Origin of the sequence: Vibrio sp. K4 (assembly GCF_051122595.1) — a bacterium.
Classification (GTDB): domain Bacteria; phylum Pseudomonadota; class Gammaproteobacteria; order Enterobacterales; family Vibrionaceae; genus Vibrio; species Vibrio owensii.
Map to the genome: position 1 here is coordinate 534,254 of NZ_CP178578.1, position 17,039 is coordinate 551,292.

Annotated in this window: 17 protein-coding genes; 9 read left to right on the forward strand and 8 right to left on the reverse strand. The window is 47.1% G+C overall.

Going from position 1 to position 17,039, the window contains the following annotated elements:
* Window positions 1-8: 8 nt before the first annotated feature.
* The 6 genes from ACLIIY_RS19935 to ACLIIY_RS19960 all read right to left on the reverse strand — a co-directional run bounded on the left by ACLIIY_RS19935 (window position 9) and on the right by ACLIIY_RS19960 (window position 6,427).
* Window positions 9-638 (reverse strand): bifunctional 4-hydroxy-2-oxoglutarate aldolase/2-dehydro-3-deoxy-phosphogluconate aldolase, encoded by a 630-nt coding sequence (locus ACLIIY_RS19935; RefSeq protein WP_434529212.1) that lies wholly within the window; start codon window positions 636-638, stop codon window positions 9-11.
* Between the two features lie 9 nt (window positions 639-647).
* On the reverse strand, window positions 648-1,625 hold the full coding sequence (locus tag ACLIIY_RS19940) for a sugar kinase (protein ID WP_434529213.1): 978 nt from the start codon (window positions 1,623-1,625) through the stop codon (window positions 648-650).
* 3 nt (window positions 1,626-1,628) lie between these two features.
* Entirely contained in the window at window positions 1,629-3,041 is a 1,413-nt protein-coding gene (gene uxaC, locus ACLIIY_RS19945; RefSeq protein ID WP_053318140.1) for a glucuronate isomerase, read from the reverse strand.
* A 12-nt stretch (window positions 3,042-3,053) separates the two neighbouring features.
* Window positions 3,054-4,517: a fructuronate reductase gene (locus ACLIIY_RS19950; protein WP_434529214.1), complete on the reverse strand. Its 1,464-nt coding sequence runs from the start codon at window positions 4,515-4,517 to the stop codon at window positions 3,054-3,056.
* 81 nt (window positions 4,518-4,598) lie between these two features.
* Window positions 4,599-5,900 (reverse strand): TRAP transporter large permease, encoded by a 1,302-nt coding sequence (locus tag ACLIIY_RS19955; protein ID WP_009706640.1) that lies wholly within the window; start codon window positions 5,898-5,900, stop codon window positions 4,599-4,601.
* 14 nt (window positions 5,901-5,914) lie between these two features.
* Window positions 5,915-6,427 carry a TRAP transporter small permease gene (locus ACLIIY_RS19960; protein ID WP_009706639.1) on the reverse strand — a complete coding sequence of 171 codons (513 nt, stop codon included), beginning with the start codon at window positions 6,425-6,427 and terminating at the stop codon, window positions 5,915-5,917.
* 322 nt (window positions 6,428-6,749) lie between these two features.
* Between ACLIIY_RS19960 and ACLIIY_RS19965 the strand changes: the two genes are divergently transcribed.
* The 6 genes from ACLIIY_RS19965 (at window position 6,750) to sigZ (ending at window position 12,377) form a co-directional block, all read left to right on the forward strand.
* Window positions 6,750-7,733, forward strand: a complete 984-nt coding sequence (locus ACLIIY_RS19965) for a TRAP transporter substrate-binding protein (RefSeq protein ID WP_434529215.1) — start codon at window positions 6,750-6,752, stop codon at window positions 7,731-7,733.
* 107 nt (window positions 7,734-7,840) lie between these two features.
* Window positions 7,841-8,632 carry an FCD domain-containing protein gene (locus tag ACLIIY_RS19970; RefSeq protein WP_009706637.1) on the forward strand — a complete coding sequence of 264 codons (792 nt, stop codon included), beginning with the start codon at window positions 7,841-7,843 and terminating at the stop codon, window positions 8,630-8,632.
* A gap of 129 nt (window positions 8,633-8,761) precedes the next feature.
* The gene (gene uxuA / locus ACLIIY_RS19975; protein WP_005434165.1) at window positions 8,762-9,949 is read left to right on the forward strand and encodes a mannonate dehydratase; all 1,188 of its coding nucleotides are present in this window, start codon (window positions 8,762-8,764) and stop codon (window positions 9,947-9,949) included.
* Window positions 9,950-10,140: 191 nt separating this feature from the next.
* Entirely contained in the window at window positions 10,141-11,316 is a 1,176-nt protein-coding gene (locus tag ACLIIY_RS19980; protein WP_434529216.1) for a MalY/PatB family protein, read from the forward strand.
* Window positions 11,317-11,340: 24 nt separating this feature from the next.
* Window positions 11,341-11,739, forward strand: a complete 399-nt coding sequence (locus tag ACLIIY_RS19985) for a rhodanese-like domain-containing protein (RefSeq protein WP_078610112.1) — start codon at window positions 11,341-11,343, stop codon at window positions 11,737-11,739.
* 77 nt (window positions 11,740-11,816) lie between these two features.
* Window positions 11,817-12,377, forward strand: a complete 561-nt coding sequence (gene sigZ / locus ACLIIY_RS19990; RefSeq protein WP_020195529.1) for an RNA polymerase sigma factor SigZ — start codon at window positions 11,817-11,819, stop codon at window positions 12,375-12,377.
* Between the two features lie 65 nt (window positions 12,378-12,442).
* Here the strand turns inward: sigZ and ACLIIY_RS19995 are convergent, their stop codons facing one another.
* Window positions 12,443-13,333: a LysR family transcriptional regulator gene (locus tag ACLIIY_RS19995; RefSeq protein ID WP_434529217.1), complete on the reverse strand. Its 891-nt coding sequence runs from the start codon at window positions 13,331-13,333 to the stop codon at window positions 12,443-12,445.
* A 149-nt stretch (window positions 13,334-13,482) separates the two neighbouring features.
* Between ACLIIY_RS19995 and ACLIIY_RS20000 the strand changes: the two genes are divergently transcribed.
* The 3 genes from ACLIIY_RS20000 (at window position 13,483) to ACLIIY_RS20010 (ending at window position 16,086) form a co-directional block, all read left to right on the forward strand.
* Window positions 13,483-14,013, forward strand: coding sequence for a nuclear transport factor 2 family protein (locus ACLIIY_RS20000; RefSeq protein WP_061066111.1), 531 nt, complete (start codon window positions 13,483-13,485; stop codon window positions 14,011-14,013).
* 115 nt (window positions 14,014-14,128) lie between these two features.
* A complete protein-coding gene (locus ACLIIY_RS20005; protein ID WP_434529218.1) occupies window positions 14,129-14,671 on the forward strand; it encodes a peroxiredoxin-like family protein in 543 nt (180 codons plus the stop codon).
* Between the two features lie 176 nt (window positions 14,672-14,847).
* A complete protein-coding gene (locus ACLIIY_RS20010; RefSeq protein ID WP_434529219.1) occupies window positions 14,848-16,086 on the forward strand; it encodes a DEAD/DEAH box helicase in 1,239 nt (412 codons plus the stop codon).
* Between the two features lie 61 nt (window positions 16,087-16,147).
* On the opposite strand, the gene ACLIIY_RS20015 is transcribed toward ACLIIY_RS20010, so the two are convergent.
* On the reverse strand, window positions 16,148-16,927 hold the full coding sequence (locus ACLIIY_RS20015) for a hypothetical protein (protein ID WP_434529220.1): 780 nt from the start codon (window positions 16,925-16,927) through the stop codon (window positions 16,148-16,150).
* Window positions 16,928-17,039: the final 112 nt, after the last annotated feature.

Below are 17,039 nucleotides of genomic sequence, written 5' to 3' on the forward strand. Positions count from 1 at the left end.
ACCAATCATTACTTATTTACAAGTGCTACTGCTTCGCGAGTTAGGCGAGCAAGCTCTTCCCAGTTGCCCGCTTCGATCAGTTTCTTGTCTACCATCCACGTACCACCACATGCCAATACGCGCGGGATAGCTAAGTAATCTTTGATGTTCGCAGGGTTAATGCCACCAGTAGGCATCAGTTCAATGTCGGTGTATGGCGCGAGCAGTGATTTCACCATGCTGATGCCGCCAGAAGCTTCGGCAGGGAAGAACTTCAAGGTGGTTAATCCCATTTCCAGTGCGGCTTCAACTGTGCTTGGATTGTTCACACCCGGTACGATATCAATCCCGATTTCTTGGCACGCTTTAACGGTATTTGGGTTAAAGCCGGGCGATACGATAAAGGTTGCGCCTGCTTCTTTTGCTGCAATTGCTTGCTCGCGATTCAGCACCGTACCTGCGCCAATCAGCATGTCTGGCTGGGTTTCACGCAGTAGGCGAATCGCTTCTGCAGCCGCTGCTGAACGGAAGGTGATTTCAGCGGCTGGTAGTCCGTTCTCTGCCAGTACTTTACCCAGTGGGATAATGTCTTCTGCTTTATCTATGGCGATAACAGGGATGACTTTCAGAGCTTTCAATTGTTCTTTAATGCTAGACATGAGTGTTCCTTAAACGACGCCAAGCGCCGGTTGTGTGAATGCTTTGGGAATGATGGCGCCGCGATGTTGAATCACAGCACCTGCCAGTGCATTGCCTCTTTGACATGAGGTCGCGAGATCGGCGCCAGCAAGGTAAGCCGATAAAAAGCCACCATTGAATGAGTCGCCCGCCGATGTGGTGTCCACCACTTGAGCGACAGGTTGGGTTGGCACGGCTTGTGGAGCCAGAGCCGCGCTCGAACCCTGATTTGTTGAGTCTTGAACTAAGCAGCCATCTGCGCCGAGCTTGATGATGCATTTGCCCACGCCAAGAGAGGTAAGGCGTTCAATGGTTTGCTCTGGTGTTTCGTCACCCCAGATCAATTGCTCATCATCAAAAGTCACCAAGGCAACGTCCGTCAGTTGATACATGGCTTGGTAAACGTTTTTGACGGTTTGATTATTGTCTCGAGGCCATAGTGCTGGGCGGAAGTTACTATCAAACGCGATTTCAACGCCTTGGGCTTTAAGTTCGACCAATAAGTTGAGCAGTGAAATTCGGTCTTCTTCTGGCAAGATGGCTAAAGAGATACCGCTGAGAAACACCGCATCCACTTGAGTTAATGTTTGCTTAACCAGTCCAAAATTTGGATGTTGAAGTAGGTAACGTGCTGCTGATTGATTGCGCCAATATAGGAATGTACGTTCGCCTTGGTCATCAAGCTGAATCAGGTACAAACCCGGTGTACGGGTCTCATCGCGCAGCACTAAGTCTGTTGAGACGCCTTCGTCTTCCCAGCGAGTCAGCATGCCTGTACTGATCGGGTCATTACCAAGCGCCGTAACGTAAGAGACTTTGACTTCATTAGGTTTGTTATTGGCTTCGCAGCCGCGGCTCAAATAAACCGCAGCGTTGAGCGTATCCCCACCAAATGTTTGATGCATTGAGCCGAACGGTTTGCCATTCAGCTCAATCATACATTCACCAATAATGGCGATGTGCTTCATTGGTTACGCCCTCTCTTCAAAGTAGCGTTTTGCGTTACCAAAACAGATGTCTTCGACCATAGGGCCAAGCAACGATAGGTCATTCGGAACTTCGCCGTTCTCTGCCCAACGACCGACCATGTCACACAAGATGCGGCGGAAGTATTCGTGGCGGGTGTAAGACAAGAAGCTGCGCGAGTCCGTTAACATGCCGACGAATTGGCTGAGCAAACCAAGTTGAGAAAGCTGCTCCATTTGGCGTTGCATGCCGTCTTTCTGGTCGTTGAACCACCAACCAGAGCCAAACTGCACTTTGCCAGCGATACCGCCACCTTGGAAGTTACCAATCATGGTTGCCATCATTTCGTTGTCACGAGGGTTCAAACAGTAAAGAATGGTGCGAGGCAGCTCGTTGGTTTGGTCCATTTCATCCAATAGATGTGCCAGTTCAAAAGCAAATGGGCGATCGCCAATCGAGTCAAAGCCAGCATCAGCACCTAACAGTTGGAACATGCGTGTGCTGTTGTTGCGCTGCGCGCCAATATGAAGCTGCATGACCCAGCCCAATTGCGCGTAGCGTTTGCCGAGCCACACTTGAACCGCTGTAGAGAACTGCGCGCATTCAAGTTCTGACAATACTTCGCCATTCAAACGACGGGTCAGCAACGCATCTAAATCAGCCTCGCTTGGGATCGGTGCGTAACGGACGATCTCAATGCCGTGGTCTGCCGCACGACATCCATGTGTATCGAAGTGTGCCAAACGTTTATCAAGCGCACTCAATAAATCATCAAAGCGGCGGATTTCAATGTCTGCTACTTCGCCCAGTTTGTGCATGTAATCCGCAAAGACGTCCAATTCAATCTTGAACGCTTTATCCGGACGCCAACTTGGCAGTACTTTAACGTTAAAGGTGTCGTCTTCTGCGATCGCTTTGTGGTGTTCTAGTGAATCGATAGGGTCATCGGTCGTGCCCGCCATTACGACGTTCATTTGCTGCATGATGCCGCGAGCTGTGAACTCAGGTGTCGCAAGCAGCTCATTACATTGATGCCAAATTTGCTCTGCTGTGTCTGGGCTAAACAGCGTATTGGTAATGCCGAATGGGCGACGCAGTTCTAAGTGCGTCCAGTGGTAAAGCGGGTTGCCCAAAGTTTGAGGAACCGTCTTCGCCCACGCCATGTATTTGTCGTAATCGCTCGCATCACCTGTAATCAAACGCTCTTCAATGCCTGCCGAGCGCATACCACGCCATTTGTAGTGATCGCCTTCAAGCCAGATTTGACCCAAGTTATCGAACTGACGATTTTGCGCCACTTCTGCTGGGTTTAAGTGGCAGTGGTAATCATAAATTGGCTGGTGGAACGCATGCTCATGATACAAGCGACGTGCAGTTTCGTTTGAGAGTAAAAAGTCTTCACACAAGAAATTCTTCATCGTTAACTCCTATTACAACGCAGCGACAGTGGCACGAGCACCGTTATCGATTAGCGATTGGTAAGCACTGCTCACCGCATCAATCACTTGTGGGTTTTGACCAAGCTCTGCAGGGAAGATGGCTTCAACAGCGAGCAACGCAGGCACAACAGAAACATTCAAGCCGTGTTGGTCGCAGATCTGACGTAGTGTCCCTGCCATTGGATCGCGAACATCAATGTCGTTGCCTTGCTCGTCCACGCCGGATACGTAGCGCATCCAACCTGCAATCGCCGTTGCCAACCATGAGAAGTTAGAACCTTGAGCAAGATGGAATCGTAAGCTGCCGCCCATGCGTTGTGGGATCTTCTGGCTGCCATCCATCGCGATTTGCCATGTTTTGTGTTTCAAGCTTGGGTTAGTGAAGCGCTCGATAAGCAGCTTAGCGTAGCCTTCTAAATCGGTGCCTTCTGGCATGGTCAGCGAAGGAGCTTGCGCTTGCATCATCATATCGAATGCCGCTTTGCGGTAGCCTTCATCTGTCATGGTGTCAGAGATGTGCGCGTAACCACCAAGGTAACCTAGGTAGGCTAGGAACGAATGGCTACCATTTAGCATGCGCAGCTTCATTTCTTCGTAAGGCACTACGTCGGCGACAAATTCTGCGCCAGCCACGTTCCAATCCGGGCGACCTGCCACGAAGTTATCCTCGATAACCCATTGGCGGAATGGTTCACAAGCGATGCCACATGGATCTTCACAGCCAAGGAGCTCAGCGATTTCGATCAGCGTCTCTTCGGTTGCTGCTGGCACAATGCGGTCAACCATGGTGCAAGGGAAGGTAACGTTGGTTTCAATCCAGTCGCGCAATTCTGGGTCAAGCAATTGAGCGAACTCAAGTACCGCTGCTTTTGCTACGTGACCATTCTCTTGCACGTTATCGCAAGACATCACGGTAAATGGCATCAGCCCGCGTTCACGGCGCATCTTCAATGCTTGCACGATGTAACCCAGTGCCGATTTTGGCTCAGTTGGGTTGGCAAGGTCAGCAATCACCAGCGGGTTGTTTTTATCAAGCGTGCCCGTCGCAGGGTCGGCGCAGTAGCCTTTCTCGGTAATCGTCATTGAAACGATCGCCACTTGTGGTTCTGCCATTTTTTCTAACACTGCTTGAATGCTGTCGAGGCTTGGGTGGAGTGATTCGGTGACTGAACCAATCACTTTTACCTCAGTCGATTCTGCGCCTTTCTCTGCCACTGTGTAGAGGTGGTTTTGCGCGCGTAGCGATTGAATTAAGTCCTCACCACCAAATAGGTTGATTTCGCAAATGCCCCAGTCAGAGCCCGTTTTGCTCAACATTTCATTGGTGAATAGAGCTTGGTGCGCTCGGTGGAAAGCACCGAAACCAAGGTGAACAATACGGCTTTTAAGTGTTGAGCGGTCGTAGTCCGGAAGCAGAACGTGGTCATTCAGAGTGGAATTGGAAATAGTCTTCATTTTGGTATCCCTTTTCCCGCAGGCGAACCTACGGGATGGTGTATTTTAATAATTCGTAATCTAAAACTTATAACCAAGCGCTTAGTAGCCAAGAACAAGGTTAGGCAAGAACAGGCTTAGCTGAGGAATAAAGGTCACGGCCATTAGTGCTGCAATCAGTGCAACGTAGAATGGAAGTAGAGGTTTAATTACTTTGTCGATGGCAACGTTCGCCACAGAACAACCGATGAACAACGCGCTACCTACTGGTGGGGTACAGATACCGATAGCCAAGTTGAAGGTCATCATGATGCCGAAGTGTACAGGGTCAATACCCATATCCAGTGCGATTGGCAGGAAGATAGGCGTAAAGATCAGTACCGCTGGTGTCATGTCCATGAAGATACCGACAATCAGCAGAATGACGTTGATGATCAACAGAATCATCATTGGGTTGTCAGAGATAGCCAGTAGGGCATCTGCAATCATGTAAGGAATGTCGGCGTTCGCCATCGCCCAAGACATGCCCATTGATGCGCCAACCAGTAGCAATACGATAGAAGTGGTCACCGCAGACTCTAGGATGATCTTTGGAATGTCACGCCATTTCACTTCGCGGTAAATCAACACCGCTAGCACAAAGGTATAAACCACCGCGATAGCTGATGCTTCTGTTGCCGTAAAGATACCGCCAATGATGCCACCCATGATGATCACAATCAGTGCCAAAGATGGGGCTGCTTTTAAGAAGGTATTCCAAACCATTGCCAAAGAAGGGCGTGCTGCCACTGGGTAGCCACGGCGTTTTGCAATGATACCTGCCACCACCATGATGCTAAGACCCATCAAAATGCCAGGAATGTAACCCGCTAGGAACAGTGCCGCGATAGACGTACCGCCAGACACCAATGAGAACACGATCAGTGTGTTACTTGGCGGAATCAACAAGCCAGATGGGCAAGAAGTGATGTTCACTGCTGCAGAGAAGTTCTCATCGTAGCCATCTTTCTTTTGTAGAGGAGACATGGTGCCGCCAACCGCTGCTGCAGACGCTACCGCAGAGCCAGAAATCGAACCAAACATCATGTTCGCCATTACGTTCACGTGTGCGAGTGAACCAGGAAGGCGGCCACCAAGCACTTTTGCAAAGTTGATAAGACGCAGCGCGATACCACCTTGGTTCATGATGTTACCCGCCAAGATAAAGAACGGGATTGCCAGTAGAGCAAAGTTATCAAGGCCTGCCGCCATACGCTGCGCGACAACGGCGATCGCAGGCTCTAGCGGTAAGCTCATTAAAATAGTGGCTAGCGATGACAAACCGATAGCGAAAGAAACCGGTACGCCAATCGTCAATAAGACCGCGAAGCTACCGAACAGGGTGAGAATTAATTGCCATTCCATTGTGGAACCCTCTATTAATCAAGCTGGGTGTCGGTGAGTAGGGCTTCACCAGACGTCAATTGTTTTACACGGTCGAAAGCAAATACCGCAGAGTAGAAGATCATCAGTGCGCCACTGATTGGTAGGCAGAAGTAGATGTAGCCCATTTCCAAGCCAAGCGCAGGTGTTAACTGGCCAGTTGCCAGAGTTTTCAGTGCCAGTTGTGTACCGCCGTGAACCAACACCACGTAAGAGAACAGTGCGATGGCAATTTGGATGACGATTTCATTGATGAGTTTGCGCTTGCCTTGCAGCTTCATTGTTAGCAAGTCGATAGCAAGGTGGCGTTTAAGACCAGTGGTGTATGCCGCGCCAATTAACGCAACCCACATAAAGAGATAGCGAGCAAGTTCGTCAGTAACGGTGCTTGGTTTGCCAATCACATAGCGTGATAACACTTGCCAGACTACGCAAATGACGAGGAAGGTCGAGAGAGAGACCGTAAAGGCAGCCAGCCCCCTGTTTATGTATTTGACCAATTTATTCATTTTTATTTCCTTTAAGTAAATACGCGTACCTCATAACAACTGGTTAACCAATGTAAGAAGTTGTTTCTGTGTAGGGCAGTAACATACGCTAATCTTTCTGATCGGATTATAAGTTAGCCAATTTGGTTGTCACGTGAGCAGGTTCACAATTGGATTGGTTGGCCAATTTAAGGGTTGTGATTGTGATTTTGGTCAATCAATTTGCATTTTTGTTTTGACGATAGGTTTTTTGATCGCCAATAATGGCCTCGAAACAAGAAATACCGTTAAATAATTAAAACTACCCTACATATTGGACAACCAATCCAAGGAGAATAGAACAATGATGACGCGTAAGACTCTTTTAAGCGCTGTAGTCGGTGCTGCAATGACCTTCGGCGCCACCGCTTCTGCTTATGCTGCGACCACTTTGAAGCTGAGTCACAACCACCCTCGTGACCATGCCGTGCATAAAGCAATGGACTTTATGGCAAAAGAAGTTCGTGAAATGACAGACGGTGAAGTTCGTATCCGTATTTACCCTGATGCACAGCTAGGTACACAGCGTGAATCGATGGAGCTAATGCAAAACGGCGCTCTAGATATGGTGAAGAGCAACGCGGCAGAATTGGAAGCTTTCTCCCCAGCTTACGCAGCATTCAACATGCCTTACTTGTTCCGTGATAAAGACCACTACTACAAAGTGACAGACGGTGAAGTAGGTCGTGAAATCCTGAATTCTTCAGCGGACAGCGGCTTTATTGGTGTGACTTACTACGATGCGGGTGCGCGTAGCTTCTACACCAATAAACCAATCAATACGCCGGAAGATCTAAAAGGTCTGAAAGTGCGCGTACAGCCGAGCCCATCTGCGATTGCGATGGTAAAAGCGTTAGGTGGTAACCCAACACCATTGGCATACGGTGAGCTATACACAGCATTGCAACAAGGTGTGGTGGATGCTGCGGAAAACAATATCCCATCGTTCAGCTTGAGCCGTCACAGTGAGGTATCGAAATACTTCAGCTTAGATGAGCACACAATGGTTCCGGACGTTTTGGTTATCTCAACGAAGACTTACGACAAGCTAACGCCAGAGCAGCAAAAAGCACTGATGAAAGCAGCGGCAGACTCTTCGGAATACATGAGGAAGCTATGGGCTGAGTCTGAAGCGAAAGAGCGCGCGAAAGCAGAGAAGATGGGTGTGACTTTTGTAGAGCCAAATAAAGCGGCATTTGTTGAAGCGGTTCAACCAATGTACGCGGACCTAGAAAAGACAAATCCTGAATTAAATGAATTGGTTGAGAAAATTAAAGCCGTTCAATAATTCACAATTTAATTAGTACGAAACAATCGAAAACAAGGTGTTACCACATTCTGGTACATAGAGGTTGACCAATTGTTATTGGTCGTTATGATGGCGTGAGAAGTTAGATGGAATATAGTGATAATATCATCATGATGCCTTTTGAACCGAAAAGACCGTATCAAGAAACCGGTCTAGTCCTAAGACAAGAGTTAATCAACGGCCTGTACAAGGTTGGTGATAGGTTGCCGCCTGAGCGCGATATCGCAGAACGTCTCGACGTTAGCCGCACAGTAGTGCGTGAAGCGATCATCATGCTTGAGCTGGAAAACCTTGTCGAAGTGAAGAAAGGTTCTGGGGTGTATGTCATCAATATTCCATCTCAACCGAACTCCCGTGAAAACGTGATCAGCGATGATGCCGGTCCGTTTGAAATGCTCCAAGCTCGTCAGTTGCTTGAAAGTAACATTGCGGAATTTGCAGCGATGCAAGTAACGCCTGGCGACATCGTGAAAATGCGCGCAGCCCTTGAGTTAGAACGAGAAGAACTCGCCAGTGGCACCGCAGATTGCAACGGTGATGAGAAATTTCACATGTGCATTGCAGAGGCAACTCAAAACTCTGTGCTGGTGGACATGCTGAAGCAATCTTGGGAGCGACGCGAGAGCAGCCCAATGTGGAAGAAACTTCATTCTCACATTGCTGGTCAAGACTACCGTGAAGAGTGGTTAGACGATCACGCCAAAATCCTCGCCGCATTGCAGCGTAAAGATCCAATCGCTGCAAAAAATGCCATGTGGCAACACCTTGAAAACGTTAAACAGCGCCTGTTGGAGCTGTCTGACATCGATGACCCGAATTTTGATGGTTACTTATTCAGTTCCAACCCTGTTGTTCTGCAGGGCGCTGAAAACGGTTAACCACATTGCCGGCTTCGGTCGGCTCTAGTCAGCGCAGCTGCATTATCGTGGCTGCATATTAAGAAGTCGTTGTGCACTTAGCTTGAATAATTCGAGCGGGCTGAGTGCGTCTTAAAAAAGGTGAGTGTCATGGAACAAACTTGGCGTTGGTACGGTCCGAATGACCCAGTGTCGCTAGACGATATTCGTCAAGCTGGCGCAACAGGCATCGTGAATGCCTTACACCACATTCCAAATGGTGAAGTGTGGTCGAAAGAAGAGATTTTAAAACGTAAAGCCATCATCGAAGAGAAAGGCTTAACGTGGTCGGTGGTTGAAAGTGTTCCTGTTCACGAAGAAATCAAAACTCAGACGGGCAACTTCCAACAATGGATCGACAACTACAAACAAACGCTGCGTAACCTTGCTGAGTGCGGCGTAGACACGGTCTGCTACAACTTTATGCCAGTACTAGACTGGACACGTACTGACCTTGAATTTGAAATGCCAGATGGTTCTCGAGCGCTACGCTTTGACCAAATCGCATTTGCGGCATTTGAGCTGCACATTCTTAAACGCCCGGGCGCAGAAGCGGATTACACCGAAGCTGAGCAAGCTCAAGCGCTTGAGTACTTCAACAACATGACGGCAGAGCAAATCCAACAACTGACAAGCAACATCATTGCTGGTTTGCCGGGCGCAGAAGAAGGTTACACGTTAGAAGAGTTCCAAGCACAATTGGATCGCTACGCTGGTATCAGTAAAGACAAACTGCGTGAGCACATGGCGTACTTCTTAGCGGAGTTAATGCCAGTGTGTGAAGCGCATGGCTTAAAATTGGCGGTGCACCCAGATGATCCACCGCGTCCAATTCTTGGTTTGCCGCGTATCGTTTCGACCATCGAAGACATCGACTGGTTAACCGAAAAAGTACCGAGCAAAATGAACGGTTTAACCATGTGTACCGGTTCTTACGGTGTTCGTGGTGACAACGACCTAGTGAAAATGATTAAAAAGCACGGTGACCGTGTTTACTTCACTCACTTGCGTTCAACCAAACGTGAAGAAAGCAACCCGATGACATTCCACGAAGCGGCGCACCTTGATGGCGATGTGGATATGTACAATGTGGTGATGGCAATTTTGGATGAAGAACAACGCCGCGCAGAAGTGGGCGATCACCGTTTAATTCCTATGCGTCCTGACCATGGTCACCAAATGCTGGATGATTTGAAGAAGAAGACCAACCCAGGCTACTCAGCCATCGGTCGCTTGAAAGGTCTTGCGGAAGTGCGTGGACTAGAGATGGCACTAAAACGCGCTTTCTACACCAAGTAAGTAAAAAACCGCAAACCCATCTAACAAAACGCAGAGTCTAGGCTCTGCGTTTTTTCATTCTTAATTTCTTGAATATTATCCATAAAAAGTATCTGCGATACTCTGTCAGATGAATACCTGAAAATATTTTGCGTCTTTTTCTAACCACAGTCGTCTTATCTGTGTAAAAACGATTTCGACCGGAGAATTCCATGTTCAAGCCACAGCCAACGCGCTCAGATATTAAAGACAAATTCATCAAGCATGATAGCCAAATGCTCAACCAAGTGTACGGAACAGACCAAGTCGTGCCGTATTGGATTGCTGATATGGACTTTCCTATTGCATCGCCTATTTCGCAAGCGATGCAGCAACTTGTCAGCCGTGAAACCTTCTCATATGAGTTTGATAGCAAGACGGTTTTTCAGTCCATTGCTGATTGGAATAAGGATTTGCATGGTCTTGAGCTTAGCACTGATAACTTTGTTCAAGTGCCGGGCGTACTGAGTGCCATTGCGCTACTGATTCGCGAGTTCACCAAAGAAGGTGAGGGCGTATTGATTCAAACTCCGGTTTATCATCAGTTCCGACGTTTGATTGAGTCAGCTGGCCGAACCGTTGTGGGCAACACAATGAAAATTGAAAACGACCACTACGTGATGGACTTTGAACTGCTTGAAAACCAGTTGAAAAGTGGTGAAGTGCAAATGATTTTGCTGTGCAACCCTCATAACCCAGTGGGACGAGTTTGGACCAAAGCTGAACTAGAGCGCATGGTGGCGTTAGCTGAGAAGTACAATGCGATGATCATCAGCGATGAAGTGCATGCCGACATCGTATTTGAAGGTTCAACCTTTACCAGTATGACTTCATTAGGTTATGAAAACAGCCTGACGATCATTGGTTCTCCGGCGAAAAACTTTGGTTTGAACAGCATCTCTAACGGCTACATTTACAGCGATAACCAGGCTCTTTTCGAGAAGATCAAAGCGACATCCGCTTCACTTTCTATCGATCATGGCAATGCGTTTACCACCTACGCGACCATTGCGGCGTACCAACAAGGTAAAGAGTGGTTTGAAGGTTTTCATGCTTACACGCAAAACAATCGTAACTGGATTATTGAGTTTATTGAGCACAACTTGCCACAGGTGAAAGCATTCCTGCCACAAGGAACCAATCAAATTTGGTTGGATTTTTCTGGTTTAGAATTGGAATCTTCTCAGTTAAAAACCTTGCTGACAGAAGAAGCTAAAATGGCGCTGACGCCAGGTACTTGGTTTGGTGAACCCAATGAAAACTACTACCGCATGAACTTCGCTTGTTCTTTAGAGCAAATTCAAACCTCGTTTGAGCTGCTTAAAGCCGCTGTCAATAAACGTAAGTAAGTGAAGTGGTAGGAGAATAAAACGATGACACAAACCATCACTAAAGGCATCAAAGCTCTAGCGGAAGAAGCGCGCTTGAGTGTCGCAGATCTCTCTATTGAAGATGCCAAAGCGCTGTTTGCAGACGAAGGTTACGTATTCGTGGATGTACGAGAAGCCGATGAAAGGCGCAAACTTGGCGTGATTCCGGGGGCATTTACCTGTCCAAGAGGCATGTTGGAGTTTTTGATTGATCCACAATGCCCAGTGCATAACCCAGTCTTTGCTCAAGATAAAACGTACGTTTTCTACTGTGCGCATGGACTTCGTTCCCTCTATGCAGCGAAACAAGCATCTGACATGGGGCTTGAACCTGTGCTCAACCTTGCTGGTGGTTTTGCTGAATGGGTGAAAGCAGATGGCGCCGTTGAGTCTGAGTCTTAACGGCATAGGTCACACTTGCCATACTGCTTATATTTCGATTAATATCGAATTGTTATTTTATGTATAGAGACCGTCGCATGTTAGCAGAGTGGTTGGCACACAAAGAGCAGCTCAAAAACTACATTGTCAAACAGACCAGTGATCCCGATTTAGCCGATGATATTTTGCAAGAGGTGTACATCAAGGCGAGTCAAAAGATCGACCAGTTAGAAGCGCGAAGCAAAATCAAAAGTTGGTTATATCGCATCACGCACAACGCGATCATGGATCACTATCGTACGCACCAAAGTTACGAAGAGCTGATAGACAATCAGGTTGAAGAGGAAATGCCGATAGAGCTAGAGAATCTCCAAACCATGGGGCATTGTTTGCGCCCAATGTTTGAGTGCCTGCCAGAGAAATATCGCCAAGCCATGATTCTGTCTGAACTCGACGGTTTGCCTCAACAAACGGTTGCGGACCAGTTGGGGCTTTCGCTTTCTGCGACGAAAAGCCGAATTCAGCGCGGTCGAGTTAAGCTCAAAGCCTTGTTAGTTGAGTACTGCAATGTTGAAGCAGGTCGAGGAGGTATCGTTGACTTCTCACCAGAACCGCAGTGTCTTCACATGGCTCAAATGTACAGTGCTGAAGTGGCATAAAGCCAAGAGAACCGTTCGATTTACAATGTAAAAGCGCAGAGTTTTGGCTGTGCGTTTTTTTGTTTCTACTCGCCGTTGGGAAGCTTTTCTTTGAGATAATCAATCAAGCAGCGAACCTTAAGAGGCGTATAACGGCTTTGCAAGTACACAGCATTGAAAGGTAAATTTTGCCCTGTGTAGTCGTTCATCAATTGCGTAAGTCGTCCTTCTTTTAAGTGATGTTCAGCCATCCAAATCGGAAGAATGACAATTCCCATTCCAGTTAACGCAACCTCTAGTAATACATCCCCATTGTCGCTTTGAAAGTTACCATTTACCGCGACGGCATGTTTTTGATTTTGCTTAGTAAAGCTCCATACGTTAATGTCTTTCATCCGCGAGTAAACCAAACAATTGTGTTGTTTTAAGTCTTCAGGAGTTTTGGGTTCACCGTGCTGTTGTAGATAACTAGGCGCCGCTAAAACGAGCATTGGGTTATCAAACAAATGGCGCGCAATTAACGTCGAGTCTTCCAGTTGTTTAGCTCGAATTGCGACATCTATCCCATCACTGATCAAGTCGGTGTGCTGGTCACTGAGCTGTAAATCCACCTTGATATCAGGATAACGTTGGAAAAACTCTGCCATGATAGGGGCAAGTAGAATGCGACCAAACGCCACTGGTGCTGAGATACGAATCGTCCCTTGGGGAGAAGCCACCTCCGATCTTGCCTCAGCTTCGGCTTCATCCAGTTCACCTAAAATATCCACGCAAGTTTGATAATACTTCGCGCCCGCAGGCGTTAAAGCATGATCGCGACTGCTTCGAGCGAGGAGTTTTACGCCGATTTTCTTTTCTAACGCTGCCACTTTTTTACTGATCGTCGTTTGTGAGGTATTCATCTCACGGCCCGTGGCAGAAAAGCTGCCCGTTTGTACCACTCGAACAAATGCGCGCATTGCACTTAGTTGATCCATTAGTGTTCTCAATTATTCCAAATAAGCATAGATGCTAGTCATTGTAGCTCAGTTTTAGTCGGTATTGGTTGGTTCTAAGATACATCCCAAGCCGAAAGACAAATCGGTAAGAAAGATTAACCAAGATTGATTCGCCAATGGAGGCGCTTATGGACATGCAACAAAAACTGCAACTACTACTTGATAAACAAGATATTACTGAAGTGATTTTCCGCCATGCTCGCTCTTTAGATCGTATGGACGCAGAGCTGATGAAGTCCACTTACTGGGAAGATGCCATTGAAGACCATCAAGATCCAATCTTTCCAGATTTGTTTTTCTATAACGACAATGCCCACGCTTTTGTTGAACCAGCAATGAAAGGATTTGAAGCTATCAAAATTACACAGCACCGCATCAGTAACGTTCTCATCGAAGTGGATGGTGATACAGCGACTGCAGAGAGCTATGTGTGGGCGTACCACGTGCATGAAGAAGATGGCGTGGACAAAGAAGGCATTTTAGGTGGTCGCCACCTGTACCGTTTTGAACGTCGTGATGGTGTTTGGAAAATGGTGCACCGCTTTACCGCTTTTGATTGGAACCAAAACCAAGATGCGAGCGCAGTGTGGTCCCCAAACTTTGAAGATAAGTACGTAGGTAAACGCAATAAATCTGACGAAAGTTACGAATACATTTAACGATAACTCCGGTCTGTTAGTTGGAGCGCGACATGTGAGGGCAGCAATGCTCTCCACTCCAACCTGTGTCGCGCTCGTTTTATCTTAAACAACGTGAAGTAAATAGGACTGAATAATGACAACCACAAAATTTACCGCAGGTGATTTATTCCCCTCTATCACTTTGCCTACGCTAAGTGGCGAAACTATCGAGCTGGGAACACCTTCTGAGAATGTCGATTGGCGCTTAGTGGTGGTTTACCGCGGCAAACACTGCCCTTTATGTACTCGTTACCTTAACGAGCTAGAGACACTAAAAGCGCGATTCTTACAACTCGGGATGGACATAGTGGCGGTGTCTGCAGATAGCCAAGCACAGCTAGAGCAGCATAAGGAGCAACTGAGCGTCACGTTCCCAATCGCTTATGACCTGACAGTAGAGCAGATGCAAACGTTAGGTTTGTACATCTCGGAGCCTCGCTCAGAAAAAGAGACAGACCATCTCTTTGCAGAGCCGGGTCTGTTTGTGGTGAACAGCAAAGGACAAGTTCAGTTAGTCGATATTTCCAACGGTCCATTCGCTCGACCTGACCTAGAAGTTCTACTCTCAGGATTGGCGTTTATCCGTAACCCAGAAAATGATTACCCTATTCGTGGTACCTACCAAGCGGCAATCTAATCGCTGTTGTTGTTTGAGGCATTTTACTTGAGGCATTAAAAACCAACGACGTTTGCAGACTTCCTCTTCTAAAATGGGATTGTTCGTCTAATGGATTGTGGTAAAGTCCGCGCCTGCGATTTACTGCATCTATATTGTTTTACTGCCTCTTCAACCAAAAACACAAGGTTAAGCTAATGCCATTTTCTACTCTCTCTTTGAGTTCAGAGCTGATTCACGCACTGCCAAAAGACTTCAAGAAGCCAACCGATATTCAGGCTTTGGCAATTCCTGAACTACTCAGTGGTAAAGATGTGTTGGCATTAGCAAATACAGGCAGCGGAAAAACCCTTGCTTATGGTTTGCCTTTGTTGGAAAAGCTAAGTGTAACTCCAGAGCAAAAAGCACTGATTCTAGTACCAACGCGTGAGCTCGCAACGCAAGTAAGCGAGGCGATTAACCAAGTTGGTCAAGCTATTGGTCTCAACGCAGTGTGTCTGTGTGGTGGTGTGGATAAAGAGACGCAACTACAAGCACTTGCGGCAAACCCTCAAATTCTTGTTGCGACAACAGGTCGTTTAGTTGATCTTGCGAATAACGGGTTGGAGCTGAGTAATATCCATTACCTAGTGTTGGATGAAGCGGATCGCTTGTTGGATATGGGCTTTTGGCCAGACGTGCAAAATATTGCGGGGCAGGTTTCAAACCAGCGCCAAACCGCGATGTTCTCAGCAACGTTTTCAGATGAGTTGAAGAGCAAAGCCAAGCAGCTGATGCATGCGCCAAAACAGGTAGCAGCGCATCAAGAAAACAGCACCAATCAAGATATTTCTGAGACGCTATATCTCGTCAACAAAGGAAGCAAAACCAAAGCGTTGACTGAACTGATCAAGCAAAATGCATGGGCACAGGTATTGGTATTTATTGGCGCGAAAGAGAACGCTGATGGTTTGGCGAAGAAGTTGAACAAAGCTGGAATCACAACCAATGCTCTGCACGGTAATAAGAGCCAAGCAGAGCGAGAGGAAGCGCTGGCGCAGTTTAAGTCTGGGCAAACACAGGTGTTGATCGCTACTGATCTATTGGCGCGCGGTATTCACATCGAGCAACTACCAGTGGTGATTAACTTTGAGTTGCCAATGCACGCAGAGACTTATGTTCATCGAGTAGGACGTACAGCCCGTGCAGGCGAACAAGGTGTTGCAATGTCGCTAGTTTGCCATGGCGAAGCCGAAGCTCTTACCGCGATTCGTAATTTGACCCAACGTGAATTACCAACGCAAGATCTTGAAGGTTTCCCAGTAACGGATAAGCCATCAACAGGCGAAAGCAAACGCGCCCCACGCGATAAAAAAGCCAACCGTCGAACCAATGCCAAGAAGAGCATTAAGCAGTTCCAAGGCAAGCCGAAACGCCAAGCACCAAAAGCTAAATAAACAAGCTCAAATAAACAAAAAGCTACGCTTCAATGTGAGAAGCGTAGCTTTGTTTTATCTATTAGCCAATCTTTTTATAGGCGACGATATGTGACAAGAAAAGGAGAGAGTATCTCTCGTTGAATCTGATTTTGTACTCGTGTTCAGCTTCCGATAGTGGTACCCAACCATTGCCGAAATAATCGTTTATATCGTCAACTGCTTCAGTCTCATCTTTTAAATGTTTTTTGCTCCACTGATAGGTACAGGCTAAAACCAAAACACCATTAGGAGCCGTTGCGTCCATTAATGCTTCCACGACCGTTTTAGGGGAGTCACATTGATCCAGTACGTTCAAGCAAAGGCTCAAATCATGCTGCTTAGCTACCACGCCACTTTCAAAAGGTGCTTCGATGAGAGAAAAATCCACATGGTCACAAGCTCTGGCTATTGGCGATGCATCAAATGTGAAATACTTTTGCTCCTTTAAGCTCTTAATATAGTGGAAGTCACACTCTCCCCCATCCAACAGTAGTTGTTTCAAGTTTGATAGCAAACGATGAGAAGGTTCTACGAGCGTAGCCGAATTGATACTTGATGTGTTGGTTATCAATTCATAACAGTTTCTTCCGAGAGCAGGCCCCACTTCTAATAGGCTTTTTGGAGAAAGGTTTTCACTAGCGAGCGCTTCAACAACAAACGGCGCGACGTCTTTCGAATGGCTTGAAGAGACAAACCAATCAGGGACTGACTTAGACTGGCTGTCTAGCGGCTTACTCACGCCATTTTGTCGAAGTTTATCAAGCCACTGAATCTCGAAATATGCCGCTAACCCTTTGTGATTGATATAGAAATCTTCCACTTTTACTCCCTTTTGATATTCCTTTATTGAGCGCTGATTTTGCCCCATCGTTCAAAGGTGAGTAAATGCTAAATACCAGACATTGAAACTCTGTCTGCTTTTATTCTTTAAT

Bases quoted from the DNA above. Each gene is read 5' to 3' on its own strand.
- ACLIIY_RS20000 (WP_061066111.1), top strand. From the start codon at position 13,483: ATGGACATGCAACAAAAACTGCAACTACTACTTGATAAACAAGATATT.
- ACLIIY_RS19965 (WP_434529215.1), top strand. From the start codon at position 6,750: ATGATGACGCGTAAGACTCTTTTAAGCGCTGTAGTCGGTGCTGCAATG.
- ACLIIY_RS19995 (WP_434529217.1), bottom strand. From the start codon at position 13,333: ATGGATCAACTAAGTGCAATGCGCGCATTTGTTCGAGTGGTACAAACG.
- ACLIIY_RS20005 (WP_434529218.1), top strand. From the start codon at position 14,129: ATGACAACCACAAAATTTACCGCAGGTGATTTATTCCCCTCTATCACT.
- ACLIIY_RS19940 (WP_434529213.1), bottom strand. From the start codon at position 1,625: ATGAAGCACATCGCCATTATTGGTGAATGTATGATTGAGCTGAATGGC.
- uxaC (WP_053318140.1), bottom strand. From the start codon at position 3,041: ATGAAGAATTTCTTGTGTGAAGACTTTTTACTCTCAAACGAAACTGCA.
- ACLIIY_RS19980 (WP_434529216.1), top strand. From the start codon at position 10,141: ATGTTCAAGCCACAGCCAACGCGCTCAGATATTAAAGACAAATTCATC.
- ACLIIY_RS19950 (WP_434529214.1), bottom strand. From the start codon at position 4,517: ATGAAGACTATTTCCAATTCCACTCTGAATGACCACGTTCTGCTTCCG.
- ACLIIY_RS20010 (WP_434529219.1), top strand. From the start codon at position 14,848: ATGCCATTTTCTACTCTCTCTTTGAGTTCAGAGCTGATTCACGCACTG.
- sigZ (WP_020195529.1), top strand. From the start codon at position 11,817: ATGTTAGCAGAGTGGTTGGCACACAAAGAGCAGCTCAAAAACTACATT.
- ACLIIY_RS19985 (WP_078610112.1), top strand. From the start codon at position 11,341: ATGACACAAACCATCACTAAAGGCATCAAAGCTCTAGCGGAAGAAGCG.
- ACLIIY_RS19935 (WP_434529212.1), bottom strand. From the start codon at position 638: ATGTCTAGCATTAAAGAACAATTGAAAGCTCTGAAAGTCATCCCTGTT.
- ACLIIY_RS19970 (WP_009706637.1), top strand. From the start codon at position 7,841: ATGGAATATAGTGATAATATCATCATGATGCCTTTTGAACCGAAAAGA.
- uxuA (WP_005434165.1), top strand. From the start codon at position 8,762: ATGGAACAAACTTGGCGTTGGTACGGTCCGAATGACCCAGTGTCGCTA.
- ACLIIY_RS19960 (WP_009706639.1), bottom strand. From the start codon at position 6,427: ATGAATAAATTGGTCAAATACATAAACAGGGGGCTGGCTGCCTTTACG.
- ACLIIY_RS19955 (WP_009706640.1), bottom strand. From the start codon at position 5,900: ATGGAATGGCAATTAATTCTCACCCTGTTCGGTAGCTTCGCGGTCTTA.